Annotated in this window: 14 protein-coding genes; all 14 read right to left on the minus strand. The window is 63.8% G+C overall.

Annotated elements, in window-relative coordinates:
- Window positions 1-28 precede the first annotated feature (28 nt).
- Window positions 29-1,087: a sugar phosphate isomerase/epimerase gene (locus tag RBB46_RS10850; RefSeq protein WP_306029106.1), complete on the minus strand. Its 1,059-nt coding sequence runs from the start codon at window positions 1,085-1,087 to the stop codon at window positions 29-31.
- A gap of 52 nt (window positions 1,088-1,139) precedes the next feature.
- On the minus strand, window positions 1,140-2,129 hold the full coding sequence (gene dhaK, locus RBB46_RS10855) for a dihydroxyacetone kinase subunit DhaK (protein ID WP_306028999.1): 990 nt from the start codon (window positions 2,127-2,129) through the stop codon (window positions 1,140-1,142).
- Window positions 2,130-2,159: 30 nt separating this feature from the next.
- Window positions 2,160-2,591 (minus strand): hypothetical protein, encoded by a 432-nt coding sequence (locus RBB46_RS10860; protein WP_306029000.1) that lies wholly within the window; start codon window positions 2,589-2,591, stop codon window positions 2,160-2,162.
- Entirely contained in the window at window positions 2,584-4,197 is a 1,614-nt protein-coding gene (gene ptsP, locus RBB46_RS10865; RefSeq protein WP_306029001.1) for a phosphoenolpyruvate--protein phosphotransferase, read from the minus strand. The genes RBB46_RS10860 and ptsP overlap by 8 nt, the downstream gene beginning before the upstream one ends.
- A gap of 32 nt (window positions 4,198-4,229) precedes the next feature.
- Window positions 4,230-4,529, minus strand: a complete 300-nt coding sequence (locus tag RBB46_RS10870; RefSeq protein WP_306029002.1) for an HPr family phosphocarrier protein — start codon at window positions 4,527-4,529, stop codon at window positions 4,230-4,232.
- An 11-nt stretch (window positions 4,530-4,540) separates the two neighbouring features.
- On the minus strand, window positions 4,541-4,930 hold the full coding sequence (dhaM, locus tag RBB46_RS10875) for a dihydroxyacetone kinase phosphoryl donor subunit DhaM (RefSeq protein ID WP_306029003.1): 390 nt from the start codon (window positions 4,928-4,930) through the stop codon (window positions 4,541-4,543).
- Window positions 4,927-5,535, minus strand: coding sequence for a dihydroxyacetone kinase subunit DhaL (gene dhaL, locus RBB46_RS10880; RefSeq protein ID WP_306029004.1), 609 nt, complete (start codon window positions 5,533-5,535; stop codon window positions 4,927-4,929). Before dhaL ends, dhaM begins: the two co-directional genes overlap by 4 nt.
- Window positions 5,536-6,549 (minus strand): ABC transporter ATP-binding protein, encoded by a 1,014-nt coding sequence (locus RBB46_RS10885; RefSeq protein ID WP_306029005.1) that lies wholly within the window; start codon window positions 6,547-6,549, stop codon window positions 5,536-5,538.
- Window position 6,550: 1 nt separating this feature from the next.
- The gene (locus tag RBB46_RS10890; protein WP_306029006.1) at window positions 6,551-7,666 is read right to left on the minus strand and encodes an ABC transporter ATP-binding protein; all 1,116 of its coding nucleotides are present in this window, start codon (window positions 7,664-7,666) and stop codon (window positions 6,551-6,553) included.
- A gap of 6 nt (window positions 7,667-7,672) precedes the next feature.
- Window positions 7,673-7,870: a hypothetical protein gene (locus RBB46_RS10895; protein WP_306029107.1), complete on the minus strand. Its 198-nt coding sequence runs from the start codon at window positions 7,868-7,870 to the stop codon at window positions 7,673-7,675.
- A gap of 107 nt (window positions 7,871-7,977) precedes the next feature.
- Window positions 7,978-8,928, minus strand: coding sequence for a carbohydrate ABC transporter permease (locus tag RBB46_RS10900; RefSeq protein WP_306029007.1), 951 nt, complete (start codon window positions 8,926-8,928; stop codon window positions 7,978-7,980).
- The gene (locus RBB46_RS10905; RefSeq protein WP_306029008.1) at window positions 8,925-9,887 is read right to left on the minus strand and encodes a carbohydrate ABC transporter permease; all 963 of its coding nucleotides are present in this window, start codon (window positions 9,885-9,887) and stop codon (window positions 8,925-8,927) included. The genes RBB46_RS10900 and RBB46_RS10905 overlap by 4 nt, the downstream gene beginning before the upstream one ends.
- Before the next feature lie 188 nt (window positions 9,888-10,075).
- Complete coding sequence (locus RBB46_RS10910) at window positions 10,076-11,356, minus strand: ABC transporter substrate-binding protein (RefSeq protein WP_306029108.1); 1,281 nt, start codon at window positions 11,354-11,356, stop codon at window positions 10,076-10,078.
- A gap of 467 nt (window positions 11,357-11,823) precedes the next feature.
- Complete coding sequence (locus RBB46_RS10915; RefSeq protein ID WP_306029009.1) at window positions 11,824-13,923, minus strand: 3-hydroxyacyl-CoA dehydrogenase NAD-binding domain-containing protein; 2,100 nt, start codon at window positions 13,921-13,923, stop codon at window positions 11,824-11,826.
- Window positions 13,924-14,033 lie beyond the last annotated feature (110 nt).

A 14,033-nucleotide genomic window follows, 5' to 3' on the forward strand; every position in this document is an offset into this window, starting at 1 on the left:
TCCCGGTGCCTGTCTCCTGTCGGAAACCTCATTCAATGCCGAGCATCCGGCGGTTGGCTGCCTCGTCCGCGCCGGTTCCGGCAAAATCGTCGAAGGCCTTTTCCGTCACACGGATGATGTGCTGCGCGATGAAGGGGGCTCCCTCCGCCGCCCCGTCCTCTGGATGCTTTAGGCAGCATTCCCATTCCAGCACCGCCCAGGAGCCGTAGTCATGCGCGGCGAGCTTGGAGAAGATACTGGCAAAATCGACCTGCCCGTCGCCCAGCGAACGGAACCGCGCGGCGCGGCTGACCCAGGGCTGGTAGCCGGAATAGACGCCCTGCCGCCCGTCGGGATTGAATTCCGCGTCCTTGACGTGAAACGCCTTGATGCGCTCGTGATAGATGTCGATGAAGGCCAGATAATCGAGCTGCTGCAGCACAAAATGCGAAGGATCGTAATTGATGCAGCAGCGGGGGTGATTTCCGACCTTCTCAAGGAACATCTCGAAGGTCGCGCCGTCGAAAATGTCCTCGCCCGGATGGATCTCGTAGCAGACATCGACGCCCACCTCGTCATAGGCGTCAAGGATCGGGCGCCAGCGCCTTGCGAGCTCGTCAAAGGCCGTGTCGATGAGCCCGGCCGGCCGCTGCGGCCAGGGATAGACATAGGGCCAGGCAAGCGCGCCCGGGAAGGAGACGCTGGCGTCGAGCCCGAACCGGCGCGAGGCCTTCGCGGCCTTCATCATCTGGTCGACGGCCCATTCCTGCCGCGCCTGCGGGTTGCCGCGCACATGCGGGGCGGCAAACCCGTCGAAGGCTGCGTCATAGGCCGGATTGACGGCGACGAGCTGGCCTTGCAGGTGGGTTGAGAGTTCCGTGATCTCGACCCCCGCCTCCCGGCAGATACCGGTGACCTCGTCGCAATAGTCCTGGCTGTCCGCCGCCTTGTCGAGGTCAAACAGCCGCCCGTCCCAGGTCGGGATCTGAACACCGGCGTAACCGAGCGACGCCGCCCAGGCGGCAATCGATGGCAGCGAATTGAACGGCGCGGCATCGTCCGCGAACTGAGCGAGGAAAATCCCCGGTCCCTTCATCGTCTTCATGATTGTCTCCTCCCTGTCGCTGCCGGAAACTCCTTCCGGTCAGATGCCTCCTGCCCTACATCCCCCACCGCAGCGCCGCAGTGTGGACCGGCGAATCCCAGAACCGCTTCATCTCGTCGTCGAGCACCGTCACGGTGATCGAGCATCCCGCCATGTCGAGCGCCGTCACATAGTTGCCGACCAGAGAACGTGCGATCGAGAGCCCGGCCGTCTCAACGCATTCTGCCGCTTCCCCGTACATCAGATAAAGCTCCATTGCCGGTGTCGCGCCAAAGCCGTTGACGAAGAGAAGCACCTCGCCGGAGGCCGTGTTCCCCAAATCCCGCAGGATCGCACCGGTCATCTCGGCGGCGACTTCCCCGGCCGTCGCAAGCTTCACGCGGCGTCGTCCAGGTTCGCCGTGTATGCCGACGCCCATCTCCATCTCGCCATCGCCGATCTCGAACATCGGCTTGCCGGCGGCCGGGACAGTGCAGCTGGTCAATGCGACACCCATCGAGCGGGTGCGTGCGTTGACCTTGTCTCCCAGCGCCTTGAGGCTTGCGAGGTCACCACCGGCCTCGGCGGCGGCGCCGACGATCTTCTCGACGACAAGCGTCCCCGCCACCCCCCGCCGGCCGGTTGTGTAGAGGGAGTCTTCCACCGCGACATCGTCATTGGTCAGAACCGTGGCAACCTCGCCGACCGCCATCTCGGCCGCCATCTCGAAATTCATCACGTCGCCCTCATAGTTCTTGACGATGAAGAGGGCCCCCGCGCCGGTGTCCACCGCCTCGACAGCGGCAATCATCTGGTCCGGCGTCGGCGATGTGAAAACCTGGCCAGGACACGCGGCATCGAGCATTCCGTGACCGACAAGACCGCCATGCAGCGGCTCGTGACCGGAACCTCCTCCGGAAATCAGCCCCACTTTGCCCTGCTTGAGTTCCTTGCGCCGGATGAACTTCAGGTCTTCCCCCGCGACGAGAATGTCCCCGTTCGCGCGGCAAAACCCGCGCAGACTGTCGCTCAGGACGGTGTCGACGGAATTGATCAGCTTTTTCATTCAGTCCTCCCAAACCGGAAAAGAGTGCCGCTATCCGCTCCCGTCATCGACAAGATCGGACAGGTTTCGGATGAAGTCGTCGATGAGGGCGTCGAGCTTTCGATTGCGCTCCATGTCGCCAAGATCGGGCAGGAACAGCGTCCGCGCGCGCACCTTCGGCCCCTTGTCGACCAGGCCCTGGTGCCTGGGATGGGCAAGCGCATAAGCCTCGATAAAGGCTTCCCGTTCCTTTGGCGAAAAGTGGCAGATCTCCATTATCTGCTCAACATGCGCGGCAGGGATCGGCGTGGAGTAGGCCGGGTTGGAGATCTGGGAAACAAAGCTCCGGTTCTTGCCAAGGGCGGCGGCAACCCGTTGCCGCGTACCGGACGGGCGCTTGTCCAGAACCTTCTGGAGGACACTCTTGTAGAGCGCCACCATCTGGGCGCTGTCGGGCGTCTCCTTGACGGGATCCCTAGCCATCTGCATCGAGCCGCATCGCCGCGATCGAAGCTTTCACCCGGGCCAGTGCGGCCGGCGCGATCGACACCCGCCGCAGCCCCCGGGCGAGCAGCTTCGGCAAGACGGCAAGGTCGCTGCCGGCATCACCGCACAGGCTGACCGGCCGCTTCGCCGCCTCTCCCGCGCGCACCGTCGCCTCGACAAGCGCCAGCACGGCCGGATCGTCCGCCCGCCCGATATCCGCCACCTCGGCGGAGTCCCGCCCCGCCGCCATCACATACTGTGTCAGGTCGTTCGACCCGATAGAGAAGAAGTCCGCAGCAAGAAACCTCTCCGGCGTGATTGCCACGCACGGCACTTCGACCATGATGCCGAGCGGCGGACGCCTCACCGCCTCAATACCTTCCGCGCGCAGCTCCTCGATACAGGCATCGAACAGGCCTCCGGCACGTTCGATCTCGTCCGGCTGACTGACCATCGGCAACATGACCTGGAGGTTTCCGTGCACCGCAGCTCTTGCAAGCGCCCGCAACTGGATCCGAAAGATTCCGGGCCTCAGCAATGACAGGCGAATGCCGCGGCACCCCAGAAACGGGTTGGCCTCGGCAATGGTCAGTCCCGGCACCGGCTTGTCGCCACCGGCGTCCAGCGTGCGAATCGTGACACTGCGCCCTGCCGCCCACTCCAGAACCTTGCGATAGGCCCGGTACTGCGTCTCCTCGTCCGGCAGGCCTCCGGGTCCGTGGAACAGGAACTCGGTTCGCATCAGGCCGACACCGTCGCAATGCGCGGGATCGATCCCGTCCACCTCGTCGGGCTCGGCGATGTTCACCATTACCGACACAGGTTCACCGCAGGCGGTGCGCGCCGGTTTGTCGAGATAGGCCCGCGCGGCACCGGCTTCGCGCGCGCGCCGGGTTCTCAAAGCCTCGTGCTGGGCCTGCATCGCCGCGTCCGGGTCGAACCAGACGGTTCCCGTCTCGCCATCGACAATCGCCGTCACACGCTTGGCGGCATCCAGTGCCCCGAGGCCCGTGACCATCGGCACGCCGCGGGCGCGCGCCAGCATCGCGACATGGCTCGAGGGGCTTCCTTCTGCAAGCGCGATGCCGCCCCCCTCGCTCCAGTCGGTTTCCAGAAACCGGCTCGGCGTGATGTCGACGCCCGCGAGAATGGCGCCTTTCGGGTCCTGCGAACCTTCAGCGGCACCGGGCGCCGAAAGCAGGCGGAGCACCCGGTTGCGGATGTCGACAAGATCCGCGGATCGCGCGCGGAAATAGTCGTCGTCCGATGCAAGATATCCGGCAATGGCGGCATCCAGCGCGGCCTCGAAGGCCACCGGCGCTGCGGTTCCGCCCGTGATCGCCGCGACCGCCGGAGCGGACAATTCCTCGTCCTCGATCATCGCCAACTGGAACTCGAGCATTTCGGCCGCGTCCTCATCGACACGTTCGATCAGGACGCTCAGTTGCACGGAGGCATCCTCAAGCGCCTGTGCCAGCCGGGCAAGCTCTGCGGCCGGGTCGGCCGGACGAACCGTCGTCGCCTCGGCCCGGATAGCAGTCGCTTCAAGCGCGACGACAGGTCCGCTGGCCAGTCCCGGCGAGGCGGCCCGTCCCTTTCGCATCTCAGCTTGTCGCCCGACCTGCGCCATTGCCGTCAATCCGTATCGCCCGTGCCCGTCTCGAAATCATCCTCGACCAACTTCACCAGCGCATCGAGGGCGGCTTGCGCCGTCTCTCCACTTGCGCGGAAATGCAGGATCGTGCCCTTCGGTGCACGTGTGGCCATCACCTTGACGATGCTCTTGGCATCCACCCAGGGACCATCCGGGCCAGGACTGACCTCAACCGCCGCGCTGAAGGTCTTGGCAAGCTTGGTCAGCTTCACCGATGGCCGGGCGTGCAGGCCCACCTCGTGCTCCAGCAGCACATTGGCCGTCAGCACCACGTCACTCATGTCATTCGTCCTCATAGACCCGAAAGTTCCTCGGCAGTGCGCCGCACCTCTTCAAGCGAGGCACCGCCCGAAGCTTCAGTGGCGGCGATCACTGCTCCCTCGACGATCGGAGCGTTGCACACGACAACCTTGCCCGACCGTTCGGCCGGCAGCATTTCGACGGCCATTTCCGAATTCGTCTCCGCCCCCCCGAGATCAACGAGAAGTGCGACACCCGCGTCCGACCAGGCCGCGTCGATGGCCTTCAGGATCGCCTCGACACTGGTGCCAAGCCCTCCGTCCGGATCTCCGCCACACCAGGCGAGCGGAACTTCGTCGCCGACCATCTGCCGGACCATGTCCGCAGTTCCTTCCGCGACCAGCGGCGAATGCGACACGATCGCGATGCCGACATTGCTCATTTCACATCTCCAGAACGGGCGGCTATCGCCTCGATGATGATCTGGCTCGAACGGGCGCCCGGATCGATATGACCGATCGACCGTTCGCCGAGAAAGGACGCCCGCCCCTTGGTTGCCAGCATGTCGCGGGTCTGCGCGCAGGCAGTTGCGGCAACCGCGGCGATTTCCGCAGGCCCCTTGCCCTCCTTCAGGGCGGCGGCGGCCGGCACCAGAACGTCGAGCATCGTCTTCTGCCCGGCATGCGCCTTGCCCCGTGCCATCAACGCCTCGATGGCCGCCTCGAAGGCTGCGGCGAGGCCGGCCCGTGTCGGCGGCGTGTCGAGCGTCTTGCCGAGCGTCATGAAAAGCGTCCCGTAAAGCGGACCAGAAGCGCCGCCAACCTTCATCACCAGCTGCATTCCGGCCGCCTTCAACGCCTCGTCCCAGGGTTTGGCCGCGAGCGCATCGAGATCGTCGAGCACGGCCTGCATTCCGCGCTTCATGTTGTGCCCGTGATCGCCGTCGCCGATCGCCGAATCCAGTTCGGTGAGTTCGTCCGCATGGGCGATAATTGCCTGCGCCACGGCTTCGACGGTTGACCCGACGTCCTTGTCGATATCGCTCATCTATCTGATCCGCTTTCCGTCTTCGTCAAAATAAAGCGCGGCAGCCGCTTCCACCCGGATCGCTTCGCCGGAGGCAAGGTCGCTTGCCGGATCGGCCAGCGTCGTCAGCCGGAAATCGCCGATGCGGATATGCAGGTGGTTCTGGTCGCCGAGATGCTCGATCCAGTCGAGCCGCGCATTGGCGCTTGTGGCATCCGCCTGCGCGATGCGCAAATGTTCCGTGCGCGCACCGATCGAAAACGCGTTGGCCGGCACGTCCGGTGCCGGAAGGACCCCCACCGGCAGAACATTGATCGAAGGCTGGCCGAGCCGAGCCGCGACATAGACATTGTCCGGGTCCGCATAGATCTCCCGGGGCGTACCGATCTGCACCAGTCGCCCCTCCGACAGGATGCCGATACGGTCCGCCATCGTCATCGCCTCGATCTGGTCATGCGTGACGTAAAGGATGGTGGCATCCAGCTCGCGCTGGATCCGCTTCAGTTCCAGGCGCAGGTCCGCACGCAGCTTTGCATCGAGCGACGACAGCGGCTCGTCCATCAGATAGATCGATGGCTGTCGCACCAGCGCCCGGCCTATGGCAACGCGCTGCATCTCGCCGCCGGAGAGCTGGGTCGAGCGGTTCATAAGCTTGTGACCGATGCGAAGCATTCCGGCGACCTGCTCGACCGTCCGGCGGATTTCGTCCTCGGGCACCCTGCGTGCCGGCGAGCGCAGCGGGAAAGCCAGATTGTCGAAGACGCTCAGATGCGGATAGAGCGAATACTGCTGAAAGACAAAAGCGACATCGCGCCCCGCCGGAGGCGTCGCCGTCACGTCGGCCCCGTCTATCGTCACCCGCCCGTCATCCGGCGTTTCAAGCCCGGCAATCAGCCGCAATGTGGTTGTCTTGCCCGCGCCCGTGGGACCGAGCAGCACCACAAACTCCCCGGAGGCGATACTGAGTGACAGGTCATCGACCGCCCGTGTCCGGCCAAACTGCTTGCTGATGCCCGACAGGGTCACTGTAGCCATGTCAGCCTCCCGTTCCCGTGCGCGGGGCGTGCACCGCATCGTCTCGGGCGCTCGCCAGCGCCCGCCCGCTGGCCGCGTCGAAGAGCGACAGCCGGGCAGTATCGAGTGACAGTCCGACGGTTTCGCCTTCGCGCAGCCTGACATCCGCCGCCAGGCGCGCCTTGAGCTGCGTGTCGTCAACATTGAGCGTGACGATCTGCGTGGTGCCCAGATACTCGGTGCCGAAGACCTCGCCGCGCAACGGGCCCGCATCGTCAAGGCGGATATGTTCCGGGCGCAGACCGAGCATGAGCGTTTCCGCCGGTGCCGCCTCGCGCAGTTCCGGCACCTCGATGCGCGCCTCCTTCAGGCCCACATCACGCGCGCCGGGCGCAAGGCCTCCCGCGACGGTCAGGAAATTCATCGGCGGCGAACCGATGAAATCGGCGACGAACATCGTCGCCGGCCGGTCGTAGATCTCCTGGGGATGGCCGAACTGTTCGATGACGCCGTGGTTCATCACCGCGATCTTGTCGGCCATGGCCATCGCCTCGAGCTGATCGTGGGTGACGTAGACCGTCGTCGCCCCGATCGAGTTGTGCAACTCGCGCAACTCCCGGACCATCAGGTCGCGAAATTCGCTGTCGAGCGTGCCCAGTGGCTCGTCCATCATGAAGGCCATCGGCCGGCGCACGATGGCGCGCCCAAGTGCAACCCGCTGCCGATCGCCGCCGGCAAGGCCGGAGACAGGCTTGTCCAGAATGTGGTCGATCCGCAGCAAACGCGCCGTTTCCTCCACCCGCTGGCGGATCTCGGCACGCGGCATGCCCTGGCAGACCAGCGGGAAACCCATGTTCTTGCGCACGTTCATGTGCGGATAGAGCGCGAAGAGCTGGAACACGAAGGCAATGTCGCGATGCGAGGCGCGGTTGAAGGTGACATCCTCCCCACCCAGGAAGATCCGCCCGGACGTCGGCAGTTCCAGTCCCGCGATCATCCTGAGCGTCGTCGTCTTGCCGCAGCCGGACGGGCCGAGCATGACGAAGAACTCGCCATCGGCGACGGTGAAATTGGAATCCTTCACCGCGGTGAACTCGCCGAAATTCTTTTTGAGGGCTTCGACCCTGATCTCCGCCATGGCGTCCTATTCCGGAAAGTGGCTGACGATGATGAACATCACGGTGCCGGTCAGGATCGTGATGAAGGAATAGGTGAAGAGGGTCATGGCGAATGGCTGCATGAGCATGACAACGCCAAGCCCGATCAGCACCGTCGCGAGCAGCTCCCACGGCCCCCGCCGCAGGAGGCGGCGACGTCCCGCCCCTGTTGCCCCGGCAGCCAGGCGCGCGGCATGACCCGGCGGATGCGTCCGCTGTGCGGCGATCCTGTCGCGCGCGTTCTGAAGATCGCCGCCGGCCACTGCCGGCCTGGCCTTGTCTGCTGACCCGGTCATTTGCGAACCGCTCCGAAGGTGATGCCCCGCAACAGGTGCTTGCGCAGCAGGATGGTGAAGACGAGCACCGGCAACAGGAACAGCGTCACGCCCGCGCCGATGGCCGGCCAGTCGAGACCGCCCTCGCCAATGATGGTGGGAATGAAGGGAGGGGCCGTCTGCGCCGTCCCGGAGGTCAGCAGCAGTGCAAAGGCGTATTCGTTCCAGGCGAAGATCAGGCAGAAGATCGCCGTCGCCGCGATGCCCGTCGCCATCTGGGGCAGCACCACCTTCACGAACGCCTGCAGCCGCGTGTAGCCGTCGATCAGCGCCGCTTCCTCGTACTCTCTCGGGATCTCGTCGACGAACCCCTTCAGCAACCAGACGGAGAGCGACACGTTGACCGCCGTATAGAGAATGATCATGCCCAGATGCGTGTCGGAAAGTCCGACCGTGCGGTACATCAGGAAGATCGGGATCGCCACGGCGATCGGCGGCATCATCCTGGTCGACAGGATGAAAAACAGCAGATCGTCGGCCAGTGGAACCTTGAACCTGGAAAACGCGTAGGCAGCCAGCGTCCCGAGGAAGACCGACAGGAAGGTCGACCCGAAACCGATGATCACGGAGTTGAGGAAACGCTCGCCGAATTTCGACGGACCGGCGATGACCATGTGCCGCGAGCGAACCAGCTCCTCATACCAGGTCTGGGGCGGTGGCAGGCTTTCCATGTATTCCGGCGTCTGCCGCGAACGCGTCGTGAAGAGGTTCACGTAACCCTCGAGCGAGGGCTCGAACACCACCTTCGGCGGGTAGGAGATGGAATCGGGCGGCGTCTTGAAGCCCGTCAGGAAGATCCACGCCAGCGGCACCATGGTGACGAGTGCGTAGATGACCACCAGCAGGCCGGCGACAAATCGTGTCCGGCGCCCCGGAGCGACGACGGAGTGGGCGGTTGTCGTGCTCATCTGCTCTTCACCGTGTTGAGCGCCTTGACGTAGATGTTGGCCGCGCCGAACACCGTCACGAACAGGATGATGGCGAAGGCCGAGGACAGGCCCGTACGCCATTTCTCGAAGGCCTCGCGCTTCAGGTTGATCGAGGCCAGTTCCGTCACTGATCCGGGACCGCCCGATGTCAACTCAACGACGAGATCGAACATCTTGAAGTTCTCGATGGCGCGAAACAGCACCGCCAGCATCAGGAACGGCATCACCATCGGCAGCGTGATCGACCAGAAGGTGCGGAAAGGTCCGGCCCGGTCGACCTCAGCCGCCTCGTAGATATAGTCGGGAATTGAGCGCAGCCCCGCGAGACAGATCAACATCGTGTAGGGCGTCCACATCCACGTATCGACGATGACGATCGCCCAGGGCGCCAGGTCGACGCTGCCGATCATCTGGAACGAGGAGGGATCGGCGCCGGTGAAGAAGCTCACCACATAGTTGAAGAGGCCGATCTGCGGCTGGTAGAGGAAGGTCCAGAAATTGCCGACGACGGCAGGCGACAGCATCATCGGCAGCAGGATGATCGTCGTCCAGACCCCATGTCCGCGAAAGTTCTTGTTGATCAGCCATGCAAGGCCAAAGCCGATCAGCACCTGGAAGAACATCGTCCAGAACAGGAAATGCGACGTCACCAGCATGTTGTGCCAGATGTCGCTGTCGGTCAGCACGCGCTCGTAGTTGCGCAGGCCCACCCATTCGACATCCCGGTTGGGCCTGTTGGCGCGAAAATTCGTGAAGGACAGATAGACCGTCCAGATCAGCGGGAACACGTTGATCGCGAGCAGAAGCACGATCGTGGGCGCGATGAAGATCCAGGCGATCGCCCGGTCCGACAGGCCGCGCACTTTCCGCGCAACGCCGGCCGGCGTCCGGCCGGCCACCTGCTCGGCGACGCTGCTGCTGATCTCTTGCTGTGACATGACGAGGTTCCGATTGGGCGACGGTCGGGCGGCAGGCAGGATTCAGGCGAAGTGCGCAGGACGCGGACCGGCCGGATCTCCCGGAGGTTCGCGAACCGTACCCTTGCGCGGGATGTCCGCACCCGGTTCACTCCGGCATCTCCCCCGCCGCCGATTGCACGGCGGGGGAGCGTCACTGGGGATGCGTTTCAGAGTTTGCCTTCGTCCTCGAAGGTCTCCGTCCAGTCCTCGATCAGTTTGTCGAGGGCCTCCTGGGCGGTGCCCTGGTCGGCCACAACGTAGTCGTGCAGCCGCTTCTGCATGGCCAGAAGCAGTTCGGCATAGGCCGGCTCCTGCCAGAAGTCCTGCACGCCCCCCATTGCCACGAGGAAGTCGGCCGCAAACGGCTGGCTGTCCTTGAAGCCCGGGTCGTTCAGGACCGAGTTGTGGGCCGAGTAGCCACCAAGCGACCACCACTTGGCCTGCACCTCGGGCTGGGCGAACCACTTGATGTACTTGAGCGCCTGTTCCTTCTTGTCGGAATAGGAAATGACGGAGATGCCCTGTCCGCCAAGCGTCGAGGCTTCGACGTTCTGCCCGGGATTGACGAAGAAGCCGATCTTGTCGCCGCCGACCTGCTCGTCCTTGTAAAGGCCCGGGAAGAAAGCGAACCAGTTCATCGCCATCGCCACCTGGCCGGACTTGAAGCTGTCGAGGCTCTCCTGCATGTAGCTGTCGGTGTAGCCCGGCGCCGTGCAGCACTTGTAGAGTTCCTTGTAGAACTCCAGCGCCTCCACCGCCTCGGGCGAGTTCACCGCGCCTTCCATGTCGTATTTACCCGGCGTGTTCTCGTACTTGAACCCCCACGCATAGAGCGCGCCGGTCGCACCCATGGTGATGCCCTCGGAACCGCGTTCGGTGAAGATGTTGATGCCGTAGCGGGTCTTGCCGTCGATCTCCCGGCCCTGGAAGAACCTGGCGATCTCCATCAGTTCCTTCTGGGTCTTGGGCGGCACCAGGTCGCGACCGTACTCGGCCTTGAAGGCTTCCTGTATCTCGGGCTTGGAGAACCAGTCCTTGCGATAGAACCAGGCGTTGGCATCGCCCATCGCCGGAAGTGCCCAGTAGTTGGGTGTTCCCTTCGGCCAGGTGGAATAGGCATAGACAGTCGCCGGGGCGAAATCGTCCATGCTGATCTTCTCGGCTTCGAAGAAGTCGTTGAGCTTGACGTAATGCCCGTTCTCCGCACCACCGCCGATCCACTGGCTGTCGCCGATCAGCAGGTCACAGAGCTTTCCGCCGGAGTTCAGCTCATTGAGCATGCGGTCGGCGAAATTCGGCCACGGCACGAATTCGAACTTCATGCCGATGCCGGTTTCGGCGGTGAAATCCTTCGACAGCTCAACAAGCGCGTTGGCCGGGTCCCAGGCAGCCCAGCACAAGGTGATGTCTTCCGCCTGTGCCGACGTGACGGCCAACCCGCTCATCATCGTACCGCACAGGGCTGCAGCCCATGTCTTCCGATATCTGTTCACGTGATCCTCCCACAGTCTCGCGGCTGTTGTGTCGGGCCCGCAATGTGCAGTCACCGGCCGCGCCCCCGCCTCCCGCGTGGACTCCACCCGTTTCGGATGTTTACCGCGATGTTTAGTTGGATAGTGAATGCTAAACAAATCAAGCGATTTCGTTGCTGCAAAGCCGCATATTTCTTCCGCAGCGCAACAACCATTGCGTGTCAAAAGCGGAAAAATAATGAATTAATTTCGATATGAAACGGGTCAAGGTAACATCATTACGCGGCTGCCCGAAAAAATGAAAACGCTGATTATAAACATTTTCCGTTCGATTTTCTTCGCATGCCAAAAAAAGCACCGGAAGCTTCTGGCTCCCGGTGCCTGTAGAAAAGGGGTCGTCTGGCAGCGCAACAGGGCCCCAGATAAAAAATTCGGAGTGGGGTTCAACCCTGCCCGTTCAGCGAAGCAAAATCCTCGCCGGCTTCGGCCAACCGGGCAAGCAAGAGAGCCGGTTCCCAGAAGAACGGATCTTCCGCATGAAGCTGCCGAAGATCGGCAAGCACGGATGCAAGACCGGTCCGGTCCGCGTGATGCATCGGGCCGCCGCGCCAGCGCGGAAAACCGTAACCGGCAATCATCGTCACATCGACATCGAGCGGACGCAGGGCAATACCTTCTTCGACGATTTTCGAGGCCTCGTTTATCATCGCGGCCATATAGCGTTTGACGATCTCCTCGGTGGAGAAGCTGCGGGGCGTGATTCCCTTTGCCTTACGCTCGGCAGCGATGATGGCCTCCACCTCGGGGTCCGGAGTTCCCCGCCGCGCACCGTCCTCATAAAGATAGAAACCGCGCCCGGTCTTCTGGCCGAACCAGCCCCGCTCGCACAGCCGATCTGCAAAACCCACGACCCTTTCACGGGGATCGCGTGTCGCCGTACGACGCTTGCGTCCTGCCCAGGCGATATCCAGCCCGGCAAGATCGCCCACCGCGAATGGGCCCATGGGAAAACCGAAGCCGACCAGGGCGGCATCGATCTCGTAGGGACTGGCGCCATCCTCGACCATGTAGTCGGCGGCCTTCCGGTAGGTGTTGAGCAAGCGGTTTCCGATGAAGCCGTCACAAACGCCCGCCCTGACGGCGACCTTCTTCAATCGCTTGGCCAGCGCAAACCCGGTCGCCACGACATCCGCGCCCGTCCCCTTGGCGACAACCACCTCCAGAAGCCGCATCACATGGGCAGGAGAAAAGAAGTGAAAACCGATGACGTCCTGGGGCCGCGCGGTGACGGCAGCGATCTCGTCGACGTCGAGGTAGGAGGTGTTCGTTGCCAGGATCGCACCCGGACGTGCCACCGCATCGAGCTTGGTGAAAACGTCCTTCTTCACGTCCATGTCCTCGAAGACCGCCTCGACCACGAGATCGGTCTCGGCAAGCGCAGCGTAGTCGGTTGCCGTGCTGAAATCGCGCCCGAGGATCTGTTCGCGGCGCGCCTGGGACAGCTTGCCACGACGAACGCCGTCGTCGAGCAGCTTCGTCACGATACCGCGCGCCCGGTTCGCGCTTGCCTCATCGCGTTCGACCAGGGTAACCGGCAATCCCGCGTTGAGAGCCGCGACCGCGATGCCGGAACCCATCGTGCCGCCACCGATCACAGCGACAGAGGCAATGTCTCGCGGCGTTGTTCCCTGCGCCTCCGGGATCTTCGCCACGGCGCGTTCCGCGAAGAAGGCATGGATCAGACCGGCCCTCTGGTCGGAATTCATCAGTTCGGTGAAAAGCGCCCGCTCGCGCGCCAGCCCCTCGGCGAAAGGCAGGTCGAAGGCCGCCTCGACTGCATCGATCGCGACCATCGGCGACAGCTGCCCGCGCGCCGACTTCTTCGTGCTTGCCCGCCAGTCGGCAAACAGAGCCGGGTCTTTCTCGCCCGGATCCAGTTCACAGCTGCGCCGCCCCTTGTTCCCGTCCGTGATCATGGTGCGGGCAAACGCCTTGCCCGCTTCCAGCGGGTCGTCTCCGTCCACCACCGCGTCGACAACGCCCAGCTTGAGTGCTTCTACCGCTCCGACATGGCGGCCGCTGGTGATCATGTCGAGCGCGGCGGGCGCTCCGGCCAGACGCGGCAGCCGCTGCGTGCCGCCGGCGCCGGGGAGAATGCCGAGGGTCACTTCCGGCAACCCGACCCTGGTCGAGGTGAGAGCAACGCGCACATGACACCCCAGAGCAACCTCCAGCCCGCCGCCAAGCGCCGTCCCGTGCAGGGCGGCGACGACCGGTTTGGCACAGGCCTCGACCATGTTGATCACGTCGGGCAGGAACGGTTCGGCCATCGGTTTGCCGAACTCGCGAATGTCCGCACCGGCAATGAAAGTGCGCCCGGCGCCGGCAATCACCGCGACCTTTGCCTCTCCATCCGTGGTAAACCGCCCGATGGCGGCGGCCAGGCCCGCACGCACGGCCTGGGAGAGCGCGTTGACCGGCGGATTGTCGATGACGATCAGCGCGATGCCGTCCTCGACAGAGTAGCGAACGGGTTCGATCACGAAGGCGTCTCCTTGCAAATGGCTATACGGCGGCTCCTGACCGCCGGGCGGGCGCAGTTTAGGGGCCAAGTCAGGTGTTTCAATCTTAAAATATCGGAGGTGCCGGACGT

This window comes from Stappia sp. MMSF_3263, assembly GCF_030733745.1.
Classification (GTDB): domain Bacteria; phylum Pseudomonadota; class Alphaproteobacteria; order Rhizobiales; family Stappiaceae; genus Stappia.

What these genes read in the sequence shown, in the direction of transcription:
- dhaK (WP_306028999.1), bottom strand. Translation starts at nt 2,129, where the DNA reads ATGAAAAAGCTGATCAATTCCGTCGACACCGTCCTGAGCGACAGTCTG.
- RBB46_RS10860 (WP_306029000.1), bottom strand. Translation starts at nt 2,591, where the DNA reads ATGGCTAGGGATCCCGTCAAGGAGACGCCCGACAGCGCCCAGATGGTG.
- ptsP (WP_306029001.1), bottom strand. Translation starts at nt 4,197, where the DNA reads ATGCGAAAGGGACGGGCCGCCTCGCCGGGACTGGCCAGCGGACCTGTC.
- RBB46_RS10870 (WP_306029002.1), bottom strand. Translation starts at nt 4,529, where the DNA reads ATGAGTGACGTGGTGCTGACGGCCAATGTGCTGCTGGAGCACGAGGTG.
- dhaM (WP_306029003.1), bottom strand. Translation starts at nt 4,930, where the DNA reads ATGAGCAATGTCGGCATCGCGATCGTGTCGCATTCGCCGCTGGTCGCG.
- dhaL (WP_306029004.1), bottom strand. Translation starts at nt 5,535, where the DNA reads ATGAGCGATATCGACAAGGACGTCGGGTCAACCGTCGAAGCCGTGGCG.
- RBB46_RS10885 (WP_306029005.1), bottom strand. Translation starts at nt 6,549, where the DNA reads ATGGCTACAGTGACCCTGTCGGGCATCAGCAAGCAGTTTGGCCGGACA.
- RBB46_RS10890 (WP_306029006.1), bottom strand. Translation starts at nt 7,666, where the DNA reads ATGGCGGAGATCAGGGTCGAAGCCCTCAAAAAGAATTTCGGCGAGTTC.
- RBB46_RS10900 (WP_306029007.1), bottom strand. Translation starts at nt 8,928, where the DNA reads ATGAGCACGACAACCGCCCACTCCGTCGTCGCTCCGGGGCGCCGGACA.
- RBB46_RS10905 (WP_306029008.1), bottom strand. Translation starts at nt 9,887, where the DNA reads ATGTCACAGCAAGAGATCAGCAGCAGCGTCGCCGAGCAGGTGGCCGGC.
- RBB46_RS10910 (WP_306029108.1), bottom strand. Translation starts at nt 11,356, where the DNA reads ATGATGAGCGGGTTGGCCGTCACGTCGGCACAGGCGGAAGACATCACC.